19 protein-coding genes are annotated in these 24714 nt (G+C 71.7%); 9 read left to right on the top strand and 10 right to left on the bottom strand.

Annotated elements, in window-relative coordinates; translation table 11 throughout:
• Window positions 1-613: 613 nt before the first annotated feature.
• The 5 genes from AB0J53_RS23120 to AB0J53_RS23100 form a co-directional block, all read right to left on the bottom strand.
• Window positions 614-1519: a 5-dehydro-4-deoxyglucarate dehydratase gene (locus AB0J53_RS23120; protein ID WP_364175541.1), complete on the bottom strand. Its 906-nt coding sequence runs from the start codon at window positions 1517-1519 to the stop codon at window positions 614-616.
• A 13-nt stretch (window positions 1520-1532) separates the two neighbouring features.
• A complete protein-coding gene (locus AB0J53_RS23115; RefSeq protein ID WP_364175538.1) occupies window positions 1533-2294 on the bottom strand; it encodes an IclR family transcriptional regulator in 762 nt (253 codons plus the stop codon).
• Window positions 2295-2361: 67 nt separating this feature from the next.
• The gene (locus AB0J53_RS23110; RefSeq protein ID WP_364175535.1) at window positions 2362-3222 is read right to left on the bottom strand and encodes a carbohydrate ABC transporter permease; all 861 of its coding nucleotides are present in this window, start codon (window positions 3220-3222) and stop codon (window positions 2362-2364) included.
• Complete coding sequence (locus AB0J53_RS23105; RefSeq protein ID WP_357585277.1) at window positions 3219-4106, bottom strand: sugar ABC transporter permease; 888 nt, start codon at window positions 4104-4106, stop codon at window positions 3219-3221. The genes AB0J53_RS23110 and AB0J53_RS23105 overlap by 4 nt, the downstream gene beginning before the upstream one ends.
• Window positions 4103-5422, bottom strand: a complete 1320-nt coding sequence (locus tag AB0J53_RS23100; protein ID WP_364175531.1) for a sugar ABC transporter substrate-binding protein — start codon at window positions 5420-5422, stop codon at window positions 4103-4105. Before AB0J53_RS23100 ends, AB0J53_RS23105 begins: the two co-directional genes overlap by 4 nt.
• Window positions 5423-5558: 136 nt before the next feature.
• Here AB0J53_RS23100 and AB0J53_RS23095 point away from each other — a divergent pair, with 136 nt between their 5' ends.
• The 6 genes from AB0J53_RS23095 (at window position 5559) to AB0J53_RS23070 (ending at window position 12717) form a co-directional block, all read left to right on the top strand.
• A complete protein-coding gene (locus AB0J53_RS23095; protein ID WP_357585273.1) occupies window positions 5559-6353 on the top strand; it encodes an NAD(P)-dependent oxidoreductase in 795 nt (264 codons plus the stop codon).
• A gap of 274 nt (window positions 6354-6627) precedes the next feature.
• Window positions 6628-7614 (top strand): sugar ABC transporter permease, encoded by a 987-nt coding sequence (locus tag AB0J53_RS23090; protein ID WP_219503367.1) that lies wholly within the window; start codon window positions 6628-6630, stop codon window positions 7612-7614.
• A complete protein-coding gene (locus AB0J53_RS23085) occupies window positions 7598-8467 on the top strand; it encodes a carbohydrate ABC transporter permease (protein WP_219503363.1) in 870 nt (289 codons plus the stop codon). Before AB0J53_RS23090 ends, AB0J53_RS23085 begins: the two co-directional genes overlap by 17 nt.
• A 42-nt stretch (window positions 8468-8509) precedes the next feature.
• On the top strand, window positions 8510-9799 hold the full coding sequence (locus AB0J53_RS23080; RefSeq protein WP_364175526.1) for an extracellular solute-binding protein: 1290 nt from the start codon (window positions 8510-8512) through the stop codon (window positions 9797-9799).
• Window positions 9800-9863: 64 nt separating this feature from the next.
• The gene (locus tag AB0J53_RS23075; protein ID WP_364175523.1) at window positions 9864-11144 is read left to right on the top strand and encodes a Gfo/Idh/MocA family oxidoreductase; all 1281 of its coding nucleotides are present in this window, start codon (window positions 9864-9866) and stop codon (window positions 11142-11144) included.
• Window positions 11145-11637: 493 nt separating this feature from the next.
• Window positions 11638-12717, top strand: a complete 1080-nt coding sequence (locus AB0J53_RS23070) for a hypothetical protein (RefSeq protein ID WP_364175521.1) — start codon at window positions 11638-11640, stop codon at window positions 12715-12717.
• On the opposite strand, the gene AB0J53_RS23065 is transcribed toward AB0J53_RS23070, so the two are convergent.
• The 4 genes from AB0J53_RS23065 to AB0J53_RS23050 are packed head-to-tail and all read right to left on the bottom strand — an operon-like array spanning window position 12707 to window position 17431.
• Entirely contained in the window at window positions 12707-14593 is a 1887-nt protein-coding gene (locus AB0J53_RS23065) for a DUF6807 family protein (RefSeq protein ID WP_364175518.1), read from the bottom strand. The genes AB0J53_RS23070 and AB0J53_RS23065 overlap by 11 nt on opposite strands.
• Window positions 14594-14598: 5 nt before the next feature.
• Window positions 14599-15648, bottom strand: a complete 1050-nt coding sequence (locus AB0J53_RS23060; RefSeq protein ID WP_364175515.1) for a mandelate racemase/muconate lactonizing enzyme family protein — start codon at window positions 15646-15648, stop codon at window positions 14599-14601.
• Window positions 15645-16547 (bottom strand): 5-dehydro-4-deoxyglucarate dehydratase, encoded by a 903-nt coding sequence (locus tag AB0J53_RS23055; protein ID WP_219503349.1) that lies wholly within the window; start codon window positions 16545-16547, stop codon window positions 15645-15647. Before AB0J53_RS23055 ends, AB0J53_RS23060 begins: the two co-directional genes overlap by 4 nt.
• Window positions 16544-17431 (bottom strand): NAD(P)-dependent oxidoreductase, encoded by an 888-nt coding sequence (locus AB0J53_RS23050; RefSeq protein WP_364175511.1) that lies wholly within the window; start codon window positions 17429-17431, stop codon window positions 16544-16546. The genes AB0J53_RS23055 and AB0J53_RS23050 overlap by 4 nt, the downstream gene beginning before the upstream one ends.
• A gap of 224 nt (window positions 17432-17655) precedes the next feature.
• Here AB0J53_RS23050 and AB0J53_RS23045 point away from each other — a divergent pair, with 224 nt between their 5' ends.
• Together AB0J53_RS23045 and AB0J53_RS23040 are read left to right on the top strand one after the other, a co-directional pair.
• Window positions 17656-18627 (top strand): LacI family DNA-binding transcriptional regulator, encoded by a 972-nt coding sequence (locus AB0J53_RS23045; RefSeq protein ID WP_364175508.1) that lies wholly within the window; start codon window positions 17656-17658, stop codon window positions 18625-18627.
• A complete protein-coding gene (locus AB0J53_RS23040; protein ID WP_364175506.1) occupies window positions 18624-19565 on the top strand; it encodes an aldose epimerase family protein in 942 nt (313 codons plus the stop codon). Before AB0J53_RS23045 ends, AB0J53_RS23040 begins: the two co-directional genes overlap by 4 nt.
• Here AB0J53_RS23040 and AB0J53_RS23035 read toward each other — a convergent pair.
• Window positions 19547-21985, bottom strand: coding sequence for a SpoIIE family protein phosphatase (locus tag AB0J53_RS23035; protein ID WP_364175503.1), 2439 nt, complete (start codon window positions 21983-21985; stop codon window positions 19547-19549). The two genes, AB0J53_RS23040 and AB0J53_RS23035, sit on opposite strands and share 19 nt — an antisense overlap.
• Before the next feature lie 154 nt (window positions 21986-22139).
• On the opposite strand from AB0J53_RS23035, the gene AB0J53_RS23030 reads away from it, so the two are divergent.
• Window positions 22140-24644 carry a DNA translocase FtsK 4TM domain-containing protein gene (locus AB0J53_RS23030; protein ID WP_364175500.1) on the top strand — a complete coding sequence of 835 codons (2505 nt, stop codon included), beginning with the start codon at window positions 22140-22142 and terminating at the stop codon, window positions 24642-24644.
• The last annotated feature ends 70 nt before the right edge of the window (window positions 24645-24714 follow it).

Genomic DNA, 24714 nt, shown 5'->3' with positions numbered 1-24714 from the left:
CCAGACGGCCAACGCCCGAGCGGGCGGAACGGGCCAATCGGCTGAACGGGAGGAACGGGCCAGGCCGCCGCACGGCCAAGCGGGTCGGACGGGGCGGCCGGGCCGAACGGGACCAGCGGCCGAGCGGCCGAACGGGCCCAGTGGCCGAGCGGGCCAAACGCCCGCAGGGCCAACGGCCTAACGGGCCAGACGGCCAACGCCCGAGCGGGCGGAACGGGCCAATCGGCTGAACGGGAGGAACGGGCCAGGCCGCCGCACGGCCAAGCGGGTCGGACGGGGCGACCGGGCCGAACGGGACCAGCGGCCGAGCGGCCGAACGGGCCCAGTGGCCGAGCGGGCCAAAAGCCCGCAGGGCCAACGGCCTAACGGGCCAGACGGCCAACGCCCGAGCGGGCGGAACGGGCCAAGCGGCCGACCGGCCGGGTAGCCGGAACGGGCGGGCGGGCCCCAGAGGCCGAGGGGGCCGAGGGGGCCGAGCGGGCCGAATGGCCGAGTGGGCGGAACGGTCGGGCGGGCCGCAGGGACCGAGCGGCCCCCAATCCCCGAGCGGCGGAACGGACCGCCGCATGCACGAGACGGCCCCCGGCAGACCGGGGGCCCGTTCGCTGCCTGGTCAGGAGCTGGCGATTTCCAGGCCGGCTGCGATGATCTTCTCCAGCTCGGCCACGTGCTCCGGTGCCGGGTCCGCCAGCGGGGCGCGGACGCCGCCCACCTCGAGCCCGCGCAGCCGCACTCCCGCCTTCACCAGCGAGACCGCGTACCCGGGCACCAGGTCGCGGAGTTCGACGAGCGGCAGGTAGAAGCCGGTCAGCAGCCGCCGCACCAGCGCGTCGTCGCCGCCGGTGACGGCCCGGTGGAAGGCGAGCGCGACTTCGGGCGCGAACGCGAACGCCGCGCTGGAGTAGAGGTCCACGCCCAGCCCCCGGTAGGCGGGCACGGTGAACTCGGCCGTGGGCAGCCCGTTGAAGAACGTGAAGCCGGCGCCGCCCGCCTCGCGTACGCGCAGGATGATGCGCTGGAGCAGGTCGAGGTCGCCGAGCCCGTCCTTGAAGCCGATCACCGACGGGTCCTGGGCGAGTTCGGCGACGGCCTCGGGGGTGAAGCGGGCGGTGCCGCGCTGGTAGACGATCACGGGCAGCCCGCCGGCTTCCGCCACGTCGCGCACGTAGGCGACGAGCCCGCTGGGGGGCCCGCTGACCAGGTATGGAGGCATGAGGAGCAGCCCGTCGGCTCCGGCGGCGGCGGCCGCCCTGGCGACGGCCCGGGCGGCGGGCAGCGCGCCTCCGGCTCCGCCGAACACCGGGACGCGGCCGGTCGTGGCGGTGACGGCGGTGGTCACCACCTGGGTGTACTCGTCCGGATCGAGGGCGTTGAACTCGCCGGTGCCGCATGCGGCGAACACGCCTCCGGCCCCGGCTTCGACTCCCTGGGCGACGTGCCGCCTCAGGAGCTCCTCGGACACGCCGCCGTCGGGCGTGAACGGGGTCACCGGGAAGAAGAGAACACCATCTAGCCGCATCTATGCCTCCATGTCAGCGGATGCCCTCTCGGCGGAGAGTGGCAGCCAGCTTTCGGGTGTGTCTGATCACCGCTTGGGTGACCCGCTCGATCTCGGCGGGCGGCAGGCCCACCGGCATCGAGCAGCTGATCGCGTCCGTGGCCGGGATCCGGTAGTCGACCGCGACCGCCACGCAGGCGACGCCGGGCGTGCCCTGCTCGCGTTCGTAGGCCCAGCCCCGGGTGCGGACCTGGTCGAGCTCATCGGTGAGCTTCTCCAGGTCGACGATCGTGTGCTCGGTGACGGCGGTCAGCGGCGTCGGGAGCAGGGCGGCGACCTCGTCGTCGGTGAGCTGGGCGAGCAGCACCTGGCCGAGTGCCGTGACGTGGGCGGGCAGGCGCCTGCCGACCCTGGGGATCACGTGGTGCGCCTCGCGGGAGTCGCGGGTGGCCAGGTAGAGGACGTGCGCGTCGTCCCGCCGGGCGAAGTGGGCGGTCTGCCCGACTTCTTCCCGCAGGTCTTCGAGCGTCTCCTGCGCGAACGGCAGTGCCGGGTCCTTGTCCAGGTACGCGGTGCCGGTGAGCAGCGCGTGGGGCCCGATGCCGAACGCGGATCTGGCGGTGTCGGTCTCGACCCAGTTGAGCTCGACGAGCGTGCGCATCAGCGCGTGCAGGCTGCTGCGCGGGAACCCGGTCGCCTGCTGGAGCTCCGACAGCGTCAGCGTGGCGGGGGACGCGGCCAGGGCCTCCAGGATGCGAACCGTCCGCTCGGCGGACTTGACCAGCTGCGGCTCCATGATCATCCCATCTCGACGGCGGCTTCGACCAGTCAGCATACGGGATGGCGTTCAGATACATGGACACCTACCCCTTGATGGCGCCGCTTGTCAGGCCACGCATGAACTGACGCTGGAAGGCGAGGAACGCGATGATCGACGGGAGCAGGGCCAGCAGCGAGGCCGCGAGCACCACGCCGATGCCCACCTCCTCGTCCGAGCGGAGCGAGCGCAGCGCGATGGGCAGCGTCCACATGCCCGACTCCGGAGCCACGATGAGGGGCAGCAGGTACTGGTCCCAGATCATGGTGAAGCCGAAGACGCCGATGACCCCGAGCGCCGGCCGGCACAGCGGCAGGATGATCGTGAAGAACGTGCGCAGCTCGCCCGCGCCGTCGATGCGCGCGGCCTCCTCCAGCTCGACCGGCACCTCCTTCATGAACTCGGTCATGACCAGGATGGAGAACCCCCAGGCGCCCACAGGCAGGATCATGCCCGCGTACGTGCCGATGAGGTCGAGGTGCAGCACCGGCAGGTCGGCGAGCACGAGCGACAGCGGGATCGCGATGATCTCCTCGGGCAGCATCATCGTGGTCAGCATGATCAGCATGACGATCGACATGCCGCGGAACTTCTTGCGCGCCAGCGCGTACGCGGCGAACACGCTCACGATCACCTGGAGCAGCAGCCCGAACCCGACGACCACGAAGGAGTTGAACAGATAGAGGTAGACGTTGCGCTCGCCCGCCTGGACGAAGTTCTCGAAGGTGAAGGAGTCCGGCCACAGCGTGAACGCGGTCGGGTCGAGCGTCTCGTTGAACGCGCTGATCAGCAACGCGGCCAGCGGCCCGGTGAAGATCAGCACCATGCCGGAGTAGAGCAGGACCTTCACGGCCACGGCCACCGGCCCGCGCCTGGCCTCCAGCCCCAGCGCGCTGTCGAACCTCATGATGCCGCCTGCCTTCTGCGCATGAGCTGGACGAGCACGGTCAGCAGCAGCGTGGCCGCGAACAGCACGATCCCGCCCGCCGACGCGATGCCCAGCTCGCCCGTCTGGAAGCCGAGCTTGTAGATCAGTGTCATGAGCACCTCGGACGACCCGTTCGGCCCGCCGTTCGTGAGCACGTACACCTCGACGAACACCCGCAGGCCGCGGATGGCGGCGAGCGTGAACAGGATCCAGAACACCGGCCGCAGCGCCGGCAGCGTGATGTGCCGCAGCCGCCGCCAGGTGGACGCCCCGTCGACCGCGGCGGCCTCGTACAGCGTCCGGTCCACCCCGACCAGCCCGGCCAGGAAGATCATCATGTCGTACGGGGTCCCGCGCCAGATGCTCATGCCCATGATCGACAGCAGGGAGGAGTCCTCGCTGGCCAGGAACGGCTGCGGGTCCAGCGCCACCCAGCCGAGGATGCTGTTGAGCATGCCGGTGTCGCCCGGGTGGTACATGATCCGCCACACCTCGGCCACTGCCGCCATCGTGGTCACGACCGGCAGGAACGCCGCGGTCCTGACGAACCACAGGTAACGCGCGGGCCCCTCGATGAGCAGCGCGAACCCCAGGCCCAGCACCAGGGACCCGGCCGTGGTGCCCAGCGCCAGCACCAGGCTGTGCCAGATGGCCGAGGCGAAGGCGTCGTCGGTGAGGATCGTGCGGTAGTTGTCCAGCCCCACCCACCGGCTGTCGATGTAGCGGATCTCCTGGAAGCTCATCGTCAGCCCGGTGAACATCGGGATGAACTTGAAGTACAGGAACAGCAGCAGAGCGGGCGCCAGGAAGGCCCAGGCGATCAGCGCGCCCCGCCGCCGCGCCCGGGTGGGCGTGGGCGTCATGATGCCTTCTGGCCCTGCAGTTCCCGCGTGAGCTCGGTGGTGAGGGTGTCCATCTCGGCCTGGACGTCCATGCCGCAGTCGGCCCACGCGGAGTTGATGGAGTCGGCCGAGGTCTGGCGGATCGGCGCCCAGTTCGGCACGGGCGGGGCGTAGACGGCGTCGGGGTAGGCGTCCTGGAACACCTTCCAGCGCGGGTCCTTCCGCTCGGCGGCCAGGTCGACCTCGGAGTTGACCGGCAGGCGGACGATGGCGCCGTTGTTGTCCTTGTTCATACCGATCCGCTGGCCCTCTGCGGAGATCGCGAACTCGGCGAACTTCTTCTGGCCCTCGGGGTTCCCGGATCCGGCCATCAGGTAGACGTTCTCGCCCTCGCCGAGCGTGCCGGGGCCGCCGGAGGGGCCTTTGGGTACCGGGAAGACCTCGATCCTGTCGGTGCCGATGCTCTCCACGAACCGGGCGAGCACGTACGGACCGGTCAGGTAGAGGCCGCCCTGGCCCTTCTCGAACACCTCGTGGGTGACGGTGGTGTCGTTGCTGACCGCGCCCGGGTTGACGGTCTTGGCGGTGCAGAACTGGTCCTGGAGGAACCGCACGGCCTCGACGGTCCTGGGGTCGCTCGTCATGGCGGCGAACGTGCCGCTGCCCGTGGTCCTGAGGAAGTCGCCGCCGTTGGCGTAGATGAACGAGGAGGCGTACCAGGAGGCGTAGCCGCGCTTGGTGCCGGCCGGGATCACGAAGCCGGAGGTGTCGTTCTCGCCGTTGCCGTCGGGGTCCTTCTCGGTGAACGCCTTGGCCAGCGCGGCCAGGTCCGCCCAGGTGCGGGGGACGTCCATGCCGAGCTTCTCGCGCCAGTCCTTTCGCGCGATGATCGCGAACGCCTGCGCGGAGAACGGCGCCGCCCACGTCTTGCCGTCGGCGGCCGTGGCCGCCTTCCAGGCCAGGTCGGACAGCTTGTCCCCGCCCGCGAGCGAGGCCCGGTCGACCTCGGTAAGCCAGCCCTGGGTGTGCATGTTGCCGATCTGGGCGGTGTCGTTGATGACGATGTCGGGCAGTTTGCGCTGGGCCGCCTGCTGCTGCAGCTTGGTCTCGAAGTCGTCGAAGAGCGCGACGACCTTGGTCGGCACGCCCGCGGCCTTGGTGAAGGCCTCGGCCAGGCGCTGGGCCGTCTTGGCGGAGTCGGAGTCGGGCGTCTGCCTGATCCAGATCTCCAGAGCCTCGTCCGAACCGGAACCCGAACCCGATGATCCGGAGCCGCAGCCCGTCAGCGTTACGGTCAGGGCCGTCGCGATCGCGACCCCGAGCAGATGACGTGACATCAGACCGCCTCCTGTTCACATATGTGGACATCTATCGCGGACGTGAATTTGGTACCTGCGAACGTAACGAGTGACGCACATCACGGTCAATATTCAAGAATGTGAATTCAAGCCAGGCTTGTGTACAACAGAAGTCATGCGCATTCTCATGACCGGCGCCGCCGGCAAGGTCGGCACGCTGCTCCGTCCCCGTCTCGCCCGCGAGGGCCGGACCCTGCGCCTGTCCGACCTGCTCCCGCTGGAGCCGGGGCCCGGCGAGGAGGCGGCCGTCGCCGATCTGGCCGACGAGTCCGCCATGGCCAAGGCGATGGCGGGCGTCGACGCGGTGCTCCACCTGGGCGGGCAGAGCCGCGAGCACCCGTGGGCGGACATCGTCCGGGCCAACATCGACGGCACCCAGGTGCTGATGGAGGCCGCGCGGCGGGAGGGCGTACGGCAGCTGGTGCTGATGGGCAGCCATCACGCGGCCGGGTTCCAGACCAGGCCGCCGTCCGGCGAGGACCTGCCCGACTACGCCTTCCCCCGCCCCGACACCTTCTACGGGGTCAGCAAGGTCGTCATGGAAGGGCTCGGCAGCCTCTACCACGACAGGTTCGGCATGAACGTGACCGTGATCAGGCTCGGCACCTGCAACGAGGGCCCGGCCGACACGCGCGGCCTGGCCACCTGGATCTCGCCGGACGACCTGGCACGCCTGGTCGAGGCCGCGCTCGTCGCGCCCGGCTTCCACGTCGTCTGGGGCGTCTCGGACAACGCACGCCGCTGGTGGTCGCTGCGCGAGGCCGAGGCCATCGGGTACGTCTCCCGCGACGACTCCGAGGTGTTCGCCGGTCCCCTGGTCGCCGAGCTGGGCGAGCCGGACCTGAGCGACCCGGTGCACGACCGTGCCGGCGGGGTGTTCACGTTGAAGGAGCTCGGCGGATCCTGGTGAGCGTCACCGCTCGGTAGCCGCCCCGGCCGGACAGGACGGGGCGGCTTTCTGTTGCCCTCCCATGATGCAACCGGTTGTAGTGGATCTGAGCCAACGGCAAAATGTTGTGATTCCGTCATCTGCGATCCTGCCCACCTGACCTGCGACGACGGCGTTGACGATATATCGGTAACGGCTTTGTAACACCTGCAAAGGGTTGACGAAACTTTTCGCCTGCCTATAGGAAGGCGCTATCCGATCCCGCCGTGCCGGGCAGGGCCTGGAAGAGGGATGTATGTCCGAATCAATCTCTGTGACGCCGGAGCGAGCACTCGCCCCGAAGCGTGCGCCCGATCAGCCGCCAGGACGCCGCAGGAGGACCCCCCACGTCAACGTTCACAGGCGGCGTGAGGCCCGCGCGGCCTACGTCTTCCTCGCGCCGTGGTTCATCGGCCTCTTCGTCATCACCGTCGGCCCGATCCTGGCCTCGCTCTACCTGTCGTTCACCAACTACAGCCTCCTGGAGGAGGCCAAGTGGGTCGGGACCGACAACTACACCAAGATGTTCTTCGAGGACGACCGCTTCATCACCTCGCTGAAGGTCACCACCGTCTACGTGGTCGTCTCGGTGCCGCTGCAGCTCGCCTTCGCCCTCGGGCTCGCTCTGGCGCTCGACCGCGGACTGCGCGGCCTGTCGTTCTACCGCTCGGTCTACTACCTGCCGTCACTGCTCGGCGGCAGCGTCGCCATCGCCATCCTGTGGCGCAAGATCTTCGGCACCGACGGCCTGGTCAACGGCCTGCTCGCGGTCTTCGGCATCCAGGGGCCCGGCTGGGTCTCCGACCCCGACACGGCGCTCGGCACGCTGATCCTCCTGCACGTGTGGACGTTCGGCGCGCCGATGGTGATCTTCCTGGCCGGCCTGCGCCAGATCCCGCAGAGCTACTACGAGGCGGCAGCCGTCGACGGCGCCACCAAGCTGCGCCAGTTCCGCTCGATCACGCTGCCGCTGCTCACCCCGATCATCTTCTTCAACCTCGTCCTCGAGGTGATCAAGTCGTTCCAGTCCTTCACGCAGTCGTTCATCGTGAGCGGCGGCAGCGGAGGCCCGGTCGACTCCACGCTCTTCTACACGCTCTACCTCTACCTGAAGGGCTTCAAGAGTTACGAGATGGGCTACGCGGCCGCCATGGCGTGGGTCCTTCTGCTCATCATCGCCGGCCTGACCGGCGTGAACTTCCTCGCGTCGAAGTATTGGGTCTTCTATGGCGACTCGAAGTAAGCAGGTCCCGCTCCTGTTCCGGCCGATGCCGCGAGGGAGCCGCCTGCTCAAGCACCTGCTGCTGATCGCCTTCGGGCTGGTCATGCTCTACCCGCTGCTCTGGATGATCTCCAGCTCGCTCAAGCCGGAGGAGCTCATCTTCCGGGAGCCCGGACTGTGGCCCAGCGCGGTGACGCTGGACAACTACGGCGACGGCTGGACCGCGCTCAAGCACTCCTTCGGCTACTACCTGTGGAACTCCGCCGTGATCACCGGCCTGTCGGTGCTGGCGAACCTGGTGGCCTGCTCACTGGCCGCCTACGCGTTCGCCCGGCTGAACTTCCCGCTGAAGAAGCTGTGGTTCACGGTCATGCTGGGCTCGATCATGCTGCCGCACCACGTGACCGTCGTGCCGCAGTACATCGTGTTCGCCGAACTCGACTGGATCAACACGATCTGGCCGCTGGTCGTGCCCAAGTTCCTGGCTACCGACGCGTTCTTCATCTTCCTGATGGTGCAGTTCATCAGGACCCTGCCCAGGGAGCTGGACGAGGCCGCCGCCATCGACGGGGCCGGCTACTGGCGGGTGTTCCTCCAGGTCATCCTGCCGCTGTGCATGCCCGCCCTGGCCACCACCGGCATCTTCACCTTCATCTGGACGTGGAACGACTTCTTCAGCCAGAACCTCTATCTCACCAACTCCGACAACCTCACGGTGGCCGTGGCGCTGCGCCAGTTCCTCGACTCCAGCGGCGAGTCCTCGTGGGGGCCGATGTTCGCGATGTCGATCGTGTCGCTGGGACCGATCTTCGGGTTCTTCCTGGCGGGGCAGAAGTACCTGATCCGGGGCGTGGCGACGACCGGTTTGAAGTAGTTCCTCTTCACCCCCTGCAACTCTCCAAGAGGAGGTAGAGCTGTGAACCTCAGCTCTCGCAAGACCATGTGGAAGGTCGCCGCGCTCTCGGTGGCCGTGCTCACGGCGGTCACCGCCTGCGGCAGCGGCGACAGCGGCGAAGGCGGTGGGGGCGAAGGCGGCAAGACCACCATCACCTTCGCCTACTGGGGCAGCGACGCCCGCCAGAAGCTGACCGAGCAGGTCATCGCCAAGTTCGAGGAGAAGAACCCGACGATCGACGTCGAAGGCGACTTCTCCAACTGGGACAGCTACTACGAGAAGCTCGCCACCAAGGTCGCCGCCAACGACGCCCCCGACGTGCTCAGCATCGAGATCCGCGGCCTGAGCGAGTACGCGGGCCGCGGCGCGCTCGCCGACCTCGCCGGCAAGGTGCCCACCGCCGACCTCGACCAGCAGGTCCTCGCCAGCGGCCAGGTCGACGGCAAGCAGTACGCGATCCCGACCGGCGTCAACGCCTTCTCCATGGTCGCCAACACCGCGGCGCTGGAGAAGGCCAAGAAGGAGCTGCCCAAGGACACCGACTGGACCTGGGACCAGTGGATGGCCCTGGCCCAGGAGATCTCCGGCGCGGGCGGCGTCACCGGCGCCGAGTACAACTTCAACCCGGCCTTCCTGCAGATCTACGCCGCCCAGCGCGGCGAGAAGTTCTATGACGGAAACAAGATCGGCGTCTCGCCCGACACGCTCAAGTCCTGGTGGGCCATCCACCAGAAGCTCATCGAGACCAAGGGCTCGCCCGACGCCGCCAAGAGCGCCGAGATCGGCGCCACCGGCCCCGAACAGTCGCTGCTCGGCACCAACGCCGGCGCCATGGGCATGTGGTGGAGCAACCAGCTCAACGCGCTGACCGAGTCGTCCGGCTCCGAGATGACGCTGCTGCGCATGCCCAAGCTCGAAGGCGCCACCACCGGCGGGATGTTCCTGCAGCCCGCCATGTTCTACGCCGCCTCCGCCAAGTCCGAGCACTCCGCCGAGGGAGCCAAGCTCATCGACTTCCTCGTCAACGACCCGGAGGCCGCCGCCATCCTGCTCAGCGACCGCGGCCTGCCCACCAACACCAAGGTGCTCGACGCCGTCAAGACCAAGCTCCCCGAAACCGACCAGAAGACCCTCGCCTTCATCGACGAGGTCAGGAGCGAGCTGAGCCCCATCCAGGTCCCGCCGAAGGGCGCCCTGGAGATGGAGGACATCCTCAAGCGCAACTCCGAAGAGGTCATGTTCGGCCGGGCCACCCCCGACGCCGCCGCGCAGAAGTTCCTGACGGAGGCCAACGCCGCGATCGCCGGCTGATCGCGATCACCGCCGGGGGCCGGCCTGGCCCCCGGCCGCCACCTCGACTCGGGGAGAAGAGCAGTTGAGCACCAAGTACGCCTTCGTCGGCCTCGGCCACCGGGCGCAGATGTACGTCGACGCTCTGCTGGGCGACTGGCAGGACACCGGGACGATCGCCGGCCTGTGCGACACCAACCGGACCCGCATGGACTACTACGCCGAGCGCATCGGCCGCCCGGTGCCCTGCTTCGGCCCCCAGGAGTACGGCAAGCTCCTGGACCTCGCCGACGCCGTGATCGTCTGCACGGTCGACGCCACCCACGCCCAGTACGTGATCGCCGCCCTCGACGCCGGCCGTGACGTGATCGTCGAGAAGCCGCTCACCGTCGACGCCGAGAGCTGCGCCGCCATCGCCGAGGCCGCCGAGCGCAGCACCGGCAAGCTCGTCGTGACGTTCAACTACCGCTACTCGCCGCGCAACTCCGCCGTCAAACGGCTGCTCAGCGAGGGCACCATCGGCGACGTCACCTCCGTCCACTTCGAATGGGCGCTCGACACCATCCACGGCGCCGACTACTTCCGCCGCTGGCACCGCGACCGCGCCAGCTCCGGCGGGCTGCTCGTGCACAAGTCGACCCACCACTTCGACCTGGTCAACTGGTGGCTCGACGCCGCCCCCCAGCTCGTCTTCGCCCAGACCGACCTGCGCTTCTACGGCGACGCGCTGCCCCGGGGCGAGCGCCCCGCCCGCGGCCAGGGCGCACCCGGGCTGGGCAGCGACCCGTACATCCTGGACATTTCCGCCGACGAGCGGCTCAAGCGGCTCTACCTGGACGCCGAACACGAGGACGGCTACATCCGCGACCAGGACGTCTTCGCGCCCGGCGTGACCATCGACGACACCATGGCCGTCATGGTCCGCTACGCCAACCGGGCCATCCTCACCTACTCGCTCACCGCCCACGCGCCCTTCGAGGGCTACCGGGTCGCCTTCAACGGCACGCGCGGGCGGATCGAGCTGGAGGTGTGCGAGCGGGCCTGGACGCCGCCGCACGCCGCCGTCGACCCCAGCGCCGCGAGCAAGGAACACGCCGCCGGCGCCTGGGACCGCCTCACCCTCCACCGCCACTGGGAGCAGCCCGAACAGGTGCCCATCGAGCAGGGCGCCGGCGGGCACGGCGGCGGCGACCGGCTGCTGCTCGACGACGTCTTCCGCGGGCCCGGCGACGACCCCCTCGGCCGCCCGGCCGGCTACCGCGACGGCATCCGCAGCGTCCTCGTCGGCGTCGCCGCCACCCGCGCCGCCGCCACCGGCCTCCCCGTCCCCCTCACCCCCGACGGCACCGCCCTCCTAACCCCCTGAGCCAGGCGCCCCACCCCCCATGAGCGCCCCGTCCCTTCCGAGAAGCCGCCCGCACACGGCGGGCCGCGCCTTGGGGGACTTGCACGGAAGTGCGATACCCGTGAGGGGCACCCGCCCCCAGGAGGCGCGGGCCCCCGGACTGGCCGCCCCCAGGAGGTGCGGGCCCCCGGGCTGGCCGCCCCCGAGAGGTGGAGGCCATCCCCGGGCGGGCCGCCTCCCAGGAGGCGTGGGCCATCCCCGGGCTGGTCGTTCCCGGAAGGCGGTGCGGGCTCTCGGGCTGGCCGTCCGCCTCTGAGGGGCTGTGCGGCCTCCCGGGGAGGCGCGCGTTCGCGAGGGGCCGCGCCCTCACGAGGTTGCTCGGGAGGATCCGGCGCCTCCAGAGGGGCGGGCCTGGGAAGGGCGCCCGTCCTGGGGCTCCGCGGGGTGGCTGGCCGGTGGAGGGCTGAAGGGCGGGCCCTGAAAGGGGCGATCAGGCGGAGAGGAAGGACGGGTAGTGCGGCATCTTGGGGTGTTCTCGGGGCTGGTGGAGGTGGCCGGGCGGCGGCGGGGGCTGTTCGCGGATGCGGTGCCCGGGGCGGCGCTGGCCGAGGCGGCGAGGGAGACGATCGGGACGCTGGACCTGGTGGCGGCCGACGTCAGGACGGAGCGCACCTGGGAGGCGGGTGACGTGGCGGGGGAGGAGCTGTCGTGGGACGTGGGCTTCGGCCCGCGGACGCGCGCGTACCTGCTGAGGCCGCGCGGCGAGCGTGGCAGGCTCCCGGGGGTGGTGGCGCTGCACTGCCATGCCGGGATGAAGTGGGCCGGCAAGGAGAAGGTCGCCGACGGCCCGGAGGGTCCGTCGGCGGAGGTGCGGCGGCTGCGGGAGGAGATCTACGGCGGTCGCGCCTACGCGGGGGAGCTGGCCGGGCGCGGGTTCGCGGTGCTGGTGCCGGACGTGTTCGGCTGGGGCAGCCGCCGGTTCCCGCTGGCGGACATGCCGGACCGGGTGGCCGCGTACGCCGGTGATCCGGCGTTGTCGGAGGCGGACCGCTACGACGCGGCGGCGGGTCACCACGAGCACGTGCTGGAGAAGTACTGCACGCTGCTGGGCACGTCGATGGCGGGCGTGGTGGCGGGCGAGGACCTGGCGGCGGCGGCGTACCTGCGGGGCCGTCCGGACGTCGGCGAGGTGGGCTGCGTGGGGGTGTCGGGCGGCGGCCTGCGGGCGGCGCTGCTGGGCGCGTTCGACCCGGAGGTGCGCGCGGTGGCGGTGGTGGCGATGGTGTCGGCGTACGCGGATCTGCTGGACGGGTACGTGGCCTCGCACACGTGGATGCTCTACCCGCCGGGCCTGTCCCGCCTGTGCGACTGGCCGGCGCTGGTGGCGGCGCGGGCGCCGCGCCCGCTGCTGGTGCAGTACGCCGAGCGGGACGCGCTGTTCCCGCCGGAGGGGATGCGGCGGGCGCACGAGGCGATCGCCCGCCGCTACCCCGGGGGCGGCTACGCGGGCGTCTTCCACGACGCCCCGCACTCCTTCGACGTCCCGATGCAGGAGGCCGCCTTCGCCTGGCTGGCGAAGCGGCTCAGGACCTGAGCTCGGCGACCAGCCCGGCGGCCTCCTCGCGGGTCAGCCGCCCGTCGGCGACGACGACGGCGACCCGCCGGGCCAGCACGGGGCCGAACTCCAGCGGCGTGTCCCAGGCGAGCGCGGTGCCGACGCCGGGGTATTCGGCGACGCGCACGAACCACGGGTCGTCGTCCTGCGCGAACACCAGCGTCCAGTCGTCGGAGGCGAGCGCCAGCCACGGCGCGCGCGACCCGTGCACCCGCGCCTCGCCCTCCTCGGCGGCCGTGAACGCGTGCAGTCCCGGTGATCCGGCGGGCGCCCGCCAGAAGAAGCCGCCGTAGCCGGCCCCGGCCCGGCCCTTGGTGGCCGAGCTGCGCACGGTCAGCGGCCGGTCGGTCAGGTTGTGCAGCGTGAACGCGAAGTCGAGCGCCCACCCGCGCGACAGCGGCGCGGCGCGCACGGTGCGCTCCTCGCGGACGATCGGCTGCTCGCCGGGCCGCTCCCACACCAGCCGCTCGGCGAACCCGGACGCCTCCCGCACGGGGAACGACAAGTGCCGCTGCGTGCCGTGGTCGTCCAGCCAGGCGGGCCCCCGGTCGCGGACGTACGTGCGGCCGCCCCAGAAGTTGCGCCCGCCGAGGTCGGTGACGGCCACTCCGGCGCCGAGGTGGTGCGGATGGTCGTCGGGCCGCACCTCGGTCACGACGGTCCCGCCGAGCGTCCGTACGGGATGCAGGAACGGCCGGGGGGCGGCCTCCAGCGGCAGGTCGCTCACGGTGGTGTACTCGGCCACGACGGTCCCGGAGACGGTCAGCGGGGTCGCCCAGCTCACGCCGAGCTCGGAGAAGAGGGCCAGCCGGTCGGCGCAGGCGTCGACGACGCCGGCGATGCCGGGCAGCACCCGCCCCTCACCGGACAGGTCCTGGTGGGCGTCGTCGATCGGCAGCGGGTCGGGCGCGAGCCGGATGGCCTCCATGACCTCCATGAACGCCCCGGTCCGGTGCACGGGCACGAGCAGCTCGGCGCCGGAGCGGACGTGCTCGACGAGGTTGGCCAGCAGGTCGGCCCGCTCGTAGGAGCGCGCGGGCCCGTCGTCCACCTGGACCTGGTCCGTCGTGTACGTGAGCCGCACGCGGCCCTTGGTGCCGTGGACGAGCACGTACGGCTCGTCGCGCGTGGCGGCGCAGAGCGTCACGGCCGCGACCACGGGCACCCCGGAGGTGAGGTCGATCCGGATCGCGGAGGTGTCGTCGGACTCGATGGGGTTGGCGTGGAACAGCTCCGCGGTGACGGAGGCGACGGCGCCGCGCTCCTCGGCCCCGGCGACGGCCAGGGCGGTGGCCAGGGCGTGCGCGAACGGGTTGGTGAGCGCCCCGTCGACCACGTCGACGCCGTCGAGCACCCGGCGGCCGGCCCACGGGCTGCGGGTGAAGTAGGCGGCCGGGCGCGGCCACGAGCCGGCCACGCCGATCCCGGTGACGCGGCCGACGGCGCCGCTCGCGACGAGCTCGCGGACGGCGGGCACGGCGGCCGAGCCGAGGCTCTGGAAGCCCACCTGGCAGGCCAGCCCGGCGGCGTCGGCGGCGGCGCGCATGCGTTCGAAGTCGCGCAGCGTGGCCGCCGTCGGCTTCTCCACCAGCACGTGCGCGCCCGCGCCGAACGCGGCCAGCGCCAGGTCGGCGTGCGTCGGGATGGGGGTGGCGAGGATGGCGATCTCCGCCCCGGTCCGCTTGATCAGGCCGGGCAGGTCGGCGGACACCTCCGGCTCGCCCAGCCCGTCGAGCAGCTCCGGCGCGACCGGGCGCACGTCGCACACGCCGGCCAGCTCGATCCCGGGCATCCGGCGCAGCCGGTCGAGGTAGTGGGAGCCGAACCCGTGGGCTCCGGCCAGCACGACACGCACGATCGTCACCTCCAGCGGAGGCCGAGCCCCCGGTGCCCGCCGGCGCGCAGCTCCGCGCCGGACACCTCGACAGGGTACGGCTCGGCCAGCAGCCCGAGCGCGGCGAACGAGGCGTCCTCGACGACCTCGGCCATGCACGGCAGCGGCAGCGCGAGCGCGAGCTGCCCGGACAGGTCGGGCAGCAGGTGCGGGTGGACGGGCACGTCGTAGGCCCGCGCCAGCTCCGCGATGCGCAGGAACGGCGTGATGCCGCCCACCCGGACGACGTTCGGCTGCACGACGTCGCAGGCCCCGGCCGCGAGCAGGTCGCGGAAGCCGTAGACGGTGTAGACGTTCTCGCCCACGGCGATCGGCACGCCGACGGACCGGCGCAGCTCCACGTGCGCGGCCACGTCGTCGGCGGGCAGCGGCTCCTCCAGCCAGTGCAGCCCGTACGGGGCCAGCGCGTCGGCGGCGCGCCTGGCCCGGTGCAGATCCCAGCGCTGGTTGGCGTCGATCATGAGCAGCGTGTCCGGCCCGACGACCTCGCGGACCGCCGCCACCCGTTCGACGTCCTCGCGCAGGTCGGGGCGGCCCACCTTGATCTTGACGCCGGGGTGCCCGGCGGCCTTCCAGCGTTCGGCCTGGGCGACCAGCTCGTCCAGCGTGTAGTGCAGGTTGACGCCGCTGCCGTAGACGGGCACGCTGTCGCGCCGCCTGCCCAGCACGTCGGCCAGGCCGCGCTCGCCGCACCGCAGGTCCCACAGCGCCAGGTCCACCCCGGCCAGCGCCACCGTGGTGACGCCGCCGGGCCCGGCCTCGCGCAGGTGCCGCCAGAGCCGGTCCCACACCACCTCCGGGTGCGGGTCCAGGCCGATGAGCGCGTCGCGGACGTCGTGCTCCAGCAGGGCCTGGACGGCCTTCGCGCCGATCTGCGGCGTCCAGGAGAACCCGGTGCCGGTCCGGCCGTCGGCCAGCGTCACCTCGACGACCAGGACGTGGTTGGCGGGCACGTCCGGGCCCCACGGCCGGCGCAGCGCGACCGTCCGCGGGGTGACCCTGAGGTCGCGGATCACAGTGCCCGCCCTTGCTCGATCGACCGCCCCTGCTGGATCGACCGCGCGTGCTCGATCAGCCTGGCCAGCTCGGCCACGTCCTCGGGCGCGGCGTCGGTCAGCGGCGGGCGCACCGGCCCGGCGTCCAGCCCGCCGAGCCGCACCCCGGCCTTGACCAGGGACACCGCGTAACCGGGGGCCTTGGACCGCAGCCGTACCAGAGGCTCGTAGAACTCGGTGAGCAGCCGGTCGGCGCCGTTCAGGAACGCGGTGGCGATGTCGGGCGCGAACGCGAACACGGCGGAGGAGTAGAGCTCGACGCCGATGCCGCGGTAGGCGCCCATGGTCAGCTCGGCGGTCGGCAGGCCGTTGAAGAACATGAAGCCGTCGCCCACCTCCCGGCGCACGGCCAGGACCGTGCGCTGGATGAGGTCGATGTCGCCCAGGCCGTCCTTGAGCCCGATCACGCCGGGGACGCGCGCCAGCTCGACCGCCTGCTCGGGCGTCGGGACGACCGAGCCGCGCTGGTAGATCACCGTCGGCAGGATCGCCGCGACCTCGCGCACGTAGGCGAGGAAGCCCTCGGGCGTGCCCTTCATCAGGTACGGCGGCATGAGCAGCAGGCCGTCGGCGCCGGCGTCGCGGGCCGCCCTGGCCTGGGCGAGCGCCGAGCCGAGCGGGCCGCCCGCGCCCGCGAACACCGGGACCCGGCCGCGCGCGGTCTTGACCGCCACCCGGACGGCCGCCGCGTGCTCGGCCTCCGACAGGGCCGGGAACTCGCCCGTGCCGCAGGCCGCGAACACCGCCCCCGGATGGTGTTCGAGGCCCCGGCCGATGTGCTCGGCCAGCACGTCCTCGGCCAGCTCCCCGGCCGCGGTGAACGGGGTGACGGGGAAGAAGAGGACTCCGGTGAGGTTCATCCGATCTCCAGTTCGGTGCGCCAGCTGCGCTTGGCCGTCCAGCCGAGCATGCGTTCGGCCTTGGCCGAGGTGAAGGCGGGACGGGTGCCGGTCAGGTGGATCGCCGCGGCCCTGGTGGCGGGCATGACGGCGGGAAGCAGGTCGGCGAGGGGGTCGCGGGCCAGCGCGTCGGCGGCGCCCGCGAAGAACACCTCGCCGTTGGGCAGGCCGGGCAGCTTGTCGACGAGCACCGAGATCATGTCGGAGGCGTCCCTGGCGTCGATGTAGTTGAACAGGGAGACGCCGGCGATCTCCGGCCGGTCGAGGCGTTCGGCGATCGTGTGGCCCGACTGGGTCGGCGCGCCCGCCCACTCCTCGGGGGCGACGACGAAGCAGGGCCGCACCGCCGCGAAGCGGGTGTCGGAGCAGCGCGCGAAGGCCGCCATCGTCTGCTCGGCGACCAGCTTGGACAGGCTGTAGGAGTTCCACGGCCGGGGCGGGTGGTCCTCGTCGATCGGCAGGTAGTCGGGCGTCCAGCCGGCGGGGGCGCCGTAGCCGATCACGGTGGGGCTGCTGGCCACCACGACCCGGCCCACGCCGGTGGCGCTCGCCGCCGCGCACACGTTGAACGCCAGCTCGGTGTTCGTGCGGAAGGTGACGCCGTCGGTCCGGCTGAACGGGGTGGCGATGGCCGCCAGGTGCACGACGACGTCGGGCCTGAAGCGCGTGAGCACGTCGTAGGCCTCGCCCAGGTCGGTCAGGTCGGCGGGCAGGACGGCGGCGGCCTCGTCGGGCGTGCCGGCGGTGACGTCGACGCCGATCACCTCGTGACCGGCCTGCACCAGGGTGGTGACGAGGCTGCGGCCGAGCCTTCCGGCGCTGCCCGTCACCAGTGTTCGTGTCATCGCTCGCTCACCTTCCCGCAAGGGGCTCGAATACCGCAACCGGTTGCAAAAAGTATCGAGGCGGGGTCGGGAGAACGTCAAGCCGCACGGCCCCCGCTCACACGGGCGCCGACGCCCGTATAACCGGTATGGTGGGCATTGGCGCTCTGGCAGAGACTCTCGAAGTCCATTGACAGCGATACAAGCGCTTGCATTAATGTACAGGGCATGCACGGAGGCCTAGCGTGGCGGTGACGATTCGTGACGTGGCGGAGGCGTCGGGCGTGCACGTCTCCACGGTGTCGCGCGCATTCTCCGCGCCCCATCTGGTCAACCCCGCGACGCGCACCCGGGTGCTCGCCATCGCCGAGGACCTCGGCTACCGGCCCAACCGGGCCGCGCGGGCGCTGACCACCGGGCGCACCCACAACATCGGCCTCATCGTGGCCGACATCGCCAACCCGTTCTTCCCGCCGCTGATCAAGGCCGCGCAGGCGCAGGCCAGGCTCCGCGACTACCACGTGTTCGTCGCCGACACCGACGAGGACCCGCAGGTCGAGGAAGAGCTCATCCAGACCCTGACCAAGCAGGTCGACGGCGTCCTGCTGTGCAGCCCCCGCCTGACCAACCGGACGATCGAGCGGCTGCGCGAAGAGGTGCCGTTCGTCGTGGTCAACCGGCGGGTCAAGGGCATGCCGACGGTCCTGATGGACGTCGGGCGCGGCGTCCGGCTGGCCGTCGAGCACCTGACCGGCCTCGGCCACCGCAGGCTCGCCCTGGTCACCGGGCCGAGCGGGTCGTGGACCAGCAAGGAGATGCAGTCCGCGGCGGCCGCGATGAGCGAGGCCGACGTCACCTTCCTCGGCCCCAACCCGCCCACCGAGCTCGGCGGCCTCGCCGCGGTCACCGACGTGATCGCCTCCGGGGCCACCGGCGTGCTCGCCTACAACGACCTGGTCGCGATCGGGCTCATGGAGGGCCTGGCCGAGCGCGGGATCGACGTGCCGGGCGACATCAGCGTGATCGGCGTCGACGACATCGTCCCCGGCCGGCTGAGCCGCCCCAAGCTCACCACGATCGCCATGCCCACCGCCGCAGCGGGCCGGATCGCCGTGGACATGCTGCTCCAGTCGGTCGACTCCGACGCGACCGGCGGCGTCACCGTGCTGGAGACCAGCCTGATCGTCCGCGAGTCAACGGGAGAGACCCACTCATGATCTTCGGAACGCTGCCGTCGGGAGAGCCCGTCGAGCGCCACGAGCTGTCGTCGGGGCGCCTGCGCGCGGCGGTGCTCAGCTACGGCGCGATCCTGCAAACGCTTGAGGTGTCGGGCGTCAACGTGGTGCTCGGCCTCCCGACGCTCGACGACTACCTGACCCGCAGCCGCTACTTCGGCGCCGTCGTCGGCCGCTACGGCAACCGCATCGCCCGCGGCCGGTTCACCCTCGACGGCACCGAGCACACGCTGCCCGTCAACAACGGCCCCAACAGCCTGCACGGCGGCGTCGACGGCTTCGACCGCCGGGCCTGGACCGTCGCCGACGTCACCGGCTCGTCCATCACGCTCACGCTGACCAGCCCCGACGGCGACCAGGGCTACCCCGGCACGCTGACCGCCTCGGTCACCTACACGCTCGACGGCGACGCGCTCCGCCTCGACTACGCGGCCGAGACCGACGCCCCCACGGTGCTCAACCTGACCAACCACTCCTACTTCAACCTCGCGGGCGGCGGCGACGTGCTCGGCCACGTGGTGCGCATCGCCGCCGACCACTACCTGCCGGTCGACGACAGCAAGATCCCCACCGGCGAGCGGGCCCCGGTCAAGGGCACCGTCTTCGACTTCACCACGCCCCACGCGGTGGGGGAGCGGTTCGGCGGCGCGTACGACCACTGCTACGTCCTCGACGGCGGCATCACCGTGGTCGAGCCGGTCACCGGGCGCACGATGGAGGTCACGACCACCGAGCCGGGCGTGCAGTTCTACGCGGGCGGCATGCTCGACGGCGTCGCCACCCCGTTCGGCCCGCACGCCGGGCTGTGCCTGGAGACCCAGCACTTCCCCGACTCACCCAACCAGCCGGGCTTCCCCTCGACCGTGCTCCGGCCGGGCGAGCGCCACGCCTCCTCCACCACCTACGCCTTCCCCGCCTGACGCGCGGGCAGCGCCCGCAGCACGAGCAGCGCCACGTCGTCGCGCGACGGGTGGTCGGCGAAGGACTCGACCGCCTGCCGCACCCGGTCGGCCACCGCGTGCGCGCTCAGCCCCGCGCAGCCCGCCAGCAGCCGCGCCAGCCCGTCGTCGTCGTCCAGCAGCCGCAGGCCGCTGCGCCGCTCGGTCACGCCGTCGGTGACGCACAGCAGCACCTCGCCGGGCGCCAGCTCGAACGACTCCACGCTGAACCGGGCGCCGTCCTCGACGCCCAGCAGGAGCTGCGGCGTCGCCACCGTCTCGACCCGGCCGTCGGCGCGCAGCAGCAGCGGCGGCACGTGCCCGGCCGAGGCGACCGTGCACAGCGCGCCGCCGCCCGGCAGCGGCGTCAGCTCGCCACACAGCAGGCTGAGGAAGCGGCCGTCCTCGCCCTCCTCCAGCACCCGCTGGTTGAGCCGGTCGAGGATGTCGGCCACCGTGTAGTTCTCCTTGGCCAGCAGCCGCACCGCGTGCCGGGCCAGCCCCGTCACCGCGGCGGCCTCCGGCCCGCTGCCGCACACGTCGCCCAGCGCGAAGCACCAGTGGCCGGCCACCGTGAACAGGTCGTAGAAGTCGCCGCCGACGTCCGCGCCCTCCCCGGCGGGCTCGTAGACGATGGCCGACTCCAGGCCCGGCATCGGCGCCACCCGCATCGGCAGCAGGCTGCGCTGCAGCACCCGCGACGTGGTCGCCTGCCGGGTGTAGAGCATGGCCGTGTGCAGGTTGAGCGCGATCAGCCGGCACAGGTCGGCCAGCAGGTCGGCCAGCTCCAGCGGCAGCGTCGGCTCCTGGCGCCCGATCACCAGCGCACCGTGCGCGTTGCCCTGCGTCATCAGCGGGAACGACAGCACCGCCTCCTGCCCGACCGGCCAGGCCACCTCGTCCAGCGGCGTGCCGGGGATGGCCGGCAGCGACTTGCGCAGGCCGGCGTTGTGCCGTTCCTCGCTGTGCCACACGTGGGCCAGCCGCGTCATCCCGGCCAGGTCCGTCAGGTAGACCGCCGCCCAGGTGGCGATCTTCGGCACCACGAGCTGCGCGGACAGCGCCGCGATCACCTCCTCGTCGTGCACGCCCGCCAGCAGCTCGCCCGCCTCGGCCAGGAAGGCGAGCCGGCCCCGGTGCGCCCGGTCCTGCTCGGCCAGCCGCTCGCGCTGCACGGTGACCGCCACCTGGTCGGCGATGTGGCGCAGGCTGACGGTGAGGTCATGGTCGAAGCGGCCGGGCGCGGCCGAGGTCACCGCCAGGTGCCCGATCACCTCGCCCCCCGCCACCAGCGGCGCGCACGCCAGCGACCTGGCCCGCAACTGCTGGGCCAGCTCCACGTCGACCGCCAGCAGGTCCTCCAGCACCGCCGGGGCCGTGCGGTCGGGCGCGAACACGCCCGCCGCCGGCACGCCCACCACCCCCGCCGTGTCGCCCACGCCCGCCGCGACCCCCAACCGGTTGCCGCTCTCGGCGCGCAGCAGCACGTACGTGGCCTCGCCGCCGCTCGACAGGTGCACGATCTGCGCGATCGTGTCGAGCAGCTCGGCCAGCGGCCGGTCGCGGTCCAGCAGGTCCTTGATCCGCCTGCCCGCCTCCCGGCGCACCGGCGCGGGCGGCGCGGCCAGCACGAACCCGTGCTCCCAGCCCGTCACCATCCAGATCGACCGCCGGTCCTCGGCGCGCCCGCCCGTGCGCAGGTGCGACACGTACACCCGGACCGTGCGGCCGTCGCGGTGCCGCATCCGCGCCTCGCCCCGCCAGCGGCCCAGCGCCAGCGTGTCGGCCAGCGGCAGCGCGTACGGGCCGGAGCCGCGCCAGGCGACCAGGTCGGCCAGGCGCCTGCCGACGGCCTGCTCGGCGGTCCAGCCGAGCAGCGTGCGGGCGTCGGAGTTCCACGCGATGACGCGGCCGGCGGCGTCGGCGACGAGCACGGCGACGCGCAGCCGGTCGAGCCCGGCCCCCGGCGGCGGGGGAGCGGGCGCCGGGCTGTCGGACGCGCCCGCGAACTCCATGCGCACCCACACGCGCTTGGCCGTGCGGGTGTAGGTGACGCCCCAGGCGTCGGCCAGCATGCCCGCCAGCGCGAGCCCGCGGCCGTGCGTGGACATCGGCTCCGACGGCGGACGCTCGGCCAGGATCGCCCGCCCGGGGTCGTGGTCGTCGACCTCGATCTCCAGCTTGGCCGGCGCGGCGTCGGCGTCGAGCCGGCAGGTGAGCTCGATGCCGGTGCCCGCGTGCACCACGGCGTTCGTGACGAGCTCGCTGGTCAGCAGCACGGCGTCCTCGGTCAGATGGGTCAGGCGCCACTCGCCGAGCACCTGGCGAACGAACCGCCGCGCGGCTGCCGGGGCATGGGGAGTGCCGTCGAAGGAAGTGCTCGACACCTGCGTCGCGTCCACTGTGCGTCCTAGAACATCACTCGATGTGGCAGTTCGGTCACTCTCAGAGTGGCAGACTGAACGGCTCGGGAACGGCGAGTTACGAAGAAGGGTTTCGCGGGGACACCGGCGAGTCACGGTGATTTCGCCGGGGCTCCGACGTACCTTTGGCATCATGGCCACCCGTACGCCGAAAAGCGCATCGAAGGGACCGGCGAAGCGGTCGGCCCCGTCTCGCTCGACCCCCGCCAAGCGGAGCGCAGGTTCGGCGGGACGGTCCCGGGCCAAGGCTTCGACGCCGGCCCGCAAGGGCTCGATGACCCACCAGGACCCGATCAGCTGGGTCTTCACCATGATCGGCAAGCTCGTGGTCGGGCTGTGGATGCTGCTGGCCAACGGCATCGGCAGCACCGCGCGGGCGCTCGGCAAGAACGCCCGCGAGCTCGACCCGGCGCACCGGCGCGACGGCGTGGGCCTGGCCGTGCTGGCGGGCGCGATCGTGCTGGCCGCGATGACCTGGCGCGACACCGGCAGCGGCGTCTCCCAGGCGGTCAACACCGTGGTCCACGCGGTGTTCGGGTCGCTGGCGTGGGCCATGCCGCTGCTGCTCGGCCTGCTGGCCTGGCGCTACCTGCGCCACCCCGACCAGAACGCCGACACCGGCCGCATGGTGATCGGGTGGAGCGCGCTGCTCGTCGGCATCCTCGGCGTCATCCACGTCGCCAACGGCACCCCGTACCCGGCGGGCGACGCGAACAACACGATGGACAAGGTGTCGCAGGCGGGCGGCATGGTCGGCTTCATCGTGTCGGCGCCGCCGATGAGCATCCTGCCGTCGTGGATCACGATCCCGCTGCTGCTGCTCCTGTCGGGGTTCGGCGTGCTGGTGATCACGGCGACGCCGGTGCACCGCATCCCGGAGCGGCTGGCCGAGCTGCGGCACATGCTGTTCGAGCGGCAGGGCGGCGAGGGCGCCCCCGCCACGGCGCCGAAGAAGCGCGTCAAGAAGCCCGCCGCCAACCCGGAAGACCTCGTCAAGCCGTACGACACGCCCGTCATCGCGGAGAAGGACAAGCGGGGCGAGCACTCGCCGGAGATCGTGCCCGGCCTCACGGAGGAGGACGAGGAGCCGCCGGCCCCGGCCAGGAAGCAGCCCGAGCCGCCGGAGCCGACGCCCGCGCCGCGCAAGGTCGAGCAGCTCGTCCTCTCCCCGCAGGCGGGCCCCTACCACCTGCCCGACCTCAAGTTCCTCAAGCCGGGCAGCGCGCCCAAGCCGCAGACCAAGGCCAACACCGTCGTCGTCAACGCGCTGACCAGCGTGCTGGAGCAGTTCGCCATCGACGCCCAGGTGATCGGCTTCACCCGCGGCCCGACCGTGACCCGCTACGAGATCGAGCTGGGTCCGGCGGTCAAGGTCGAGAAGGTCACCGCGCTCACCAAGAACATCGCCTACGCCGTCAAGTCCGCCGACGTGCGCATCCTGTCGCCGATCCCCGGCAAGTCGGCGATCGGCGTGGAGATCCCCAACGCCGACAAGGACCTGGTGGCCCTGGGCGACGTGCTGCGCTCGCAGGTGGCGCAGGCCGACCACCACCCGATGATCGTCGGGCTCGGCAAGGACGTCGAGGGCCGCACGATCGTCGCCAACCTGGCCAAGATGCCCCACCTGCTCATCGCGGGCGCCACCGGCGCGGGCAAGTCCGTCTGCGTCAACGGCCTCATCACGTCGATCCTGATGCGGGCCACCCCGGACGAGGTGCGCATGGTGCTCGTCGACCCCAAGCGGGTCGAGCTCAGCGTGTACGAGGGCATCCCCCACCTGATCACGCCCATCATCACCAACCCGAAGAAGGCCGCCGAGGCCCTCGAATGGGTCGTGGGCGAGATGGACCGGCGCTACGACGACCTGGCCGCCAGCGGGTTCCGGCACGTCAACGAGTTCAACGAGGCCGTGCGGGCCGGCAAGCTGCAGCCGCCGCCCGGCAGCGAGCGCGTCTACCAGCCGTACCCGTACCTGCTGGTGATCGTGGACGAGCTGGCCGACCTCATGATGGTCGCGCCGCGCGACGTCGAGGACTCGATCGTGCGCATCACCCAGCTCGCCCGCGCCGCCGGCATCCACCTGGTGATCGCCACCCAGCGGCCCTCGGTCGACGTGGTCACCGGGCTCATCAAGGCCAACGTGCCGTCGCGGCTGGCGTTCGCGGTGTCGTCGCTGACCGACTCCCGCGTCATCCTCGACCAGCCGGGCGCCGACAAGCTGGTCGGCCAGGGTGACGCGCTGTTCCTGCCGATGGGGGCCAGCAAGCCGATCCGCATCCAGAACGCGTTCGTCTCGGAGAAGGAGATCGCCGAGATCGTCACGCACTGCAAGACGCAGATGCAGGTCGAATACCGCGACGACGTGGCCGCCGCGCCGGTCAAGCGGGAGATCGACGAGGAGATCGGCGACGACCTCGACCTGCTGATCCAGGCGGCCGAGCTGATCGTGACCACGCAGTTCGGCTCCACGTCGATGCTCCAGCGCAAGCTGCGCGTCGGCTTCGCCAAGGCCGGGCGGCTGATGGACCTGCTCGAAAGCCGCAACGTGGTCGGCCCGAGCGAGGGGTCGAAGGCCCGCGAGGTGCTGGTGAAACCGGATGATCTGCCCGGATTGCTAGCCGACCTGCGTGGCGAATGACCCCAATGCACGTTTCCCGGAGCGTAGCTGGTTGAATATATCTGACTACGCTCCGTTGTGGTCGGGAGGC

Origin of the sequence: Nonomuraea sp. NPDC049725, assembly GCF_040674795.1 — a bacterium.
GTDB classification, from domain to species: domain Bacteria; phylum Actinomycetota; class Actinomycetes; order Streptosporangiales; family Streptosporangiaceae; genus Nonomuraea; species Nonomuraea ceibae.
The sequence above is the reverse complement of the archived record's forward strand: the minus strand, read 5'-3'. Positions and strand labels throughout refer to the sequence as shown.